This is a genomic window from Clostridium sp. CTA-19, assembly GCF_054767855.1.
Genome location: NZ_BAAABH010000096.1, coordinates 1 through 566, shown reverse-complemented (window position 1 = coordinate 566; position 566 = coordinate 1). Strand labels below are relative to the sequence as shown.

1 protein-coding gene is annotated in these 566 nt (G+C 27.6%); it reads left to right on the top strand.

The window, feature by feature from the left end:
• Positions 1–33: 33 nt before the first annotated feature.
• The gene (locus ACYUE0_RS17785) at positions 34–339 is read left to right on the top strand and encodes a transposase (RefSeq protein WP_061997118.1); all 306 of its coding nucleotides are present in this window, start codon (positions 34–36) and stop codon (positions 337–339) included.
• The last annotated feature ends 227 nt before the right edge of the window (positions 340–566 follow it).

Here is a 566-nt window from a genome sequence, read left to right as displayed (position 1 = left end):
CAATTATATTAATGAAATTAGGAGGGCTACAATATGTCAAAAGTTGTTTTTAAAAGAAAGTTTTCAGAAGAACAAAGAGTTGCTTATGTTAAAGAAGTTCTTGAATCTGGTAGTAATTCTTTAATAGCTAAAAAATATGATATTAATCCTGTTCAATTAAGCACATGGGTTAACAATTACCGTAGGTATTCTCAAACTATAAAACCAAAAAATCCAAAGGAAGGTGAGATTATACCTAATTATAAAAAAGAATATCATAAATTTAAGGATGAAAATGAAGATCTTAAATTAAAAATAGCAATCCTTGAGGATCTTCTAAAAAAAAACAACCAACGTTAGATGATAAAATTGCTATTGCTCATAAGTGGATAACTTTAGGTTATAAAGTTGTTACTGTATTAAGTATTGTAGAATTATCTAAGTCCTCTTATTACTATAAGATAAAACATGAGTATGCTGGGAGAAGCTACGCTAATACAGGTCGTAAGACACCTGGGTTTAGTTATAACTTTGATGGAGATAAGGTTAATGACTTAGATATACAAAACTATATAGTAAAAATTAAA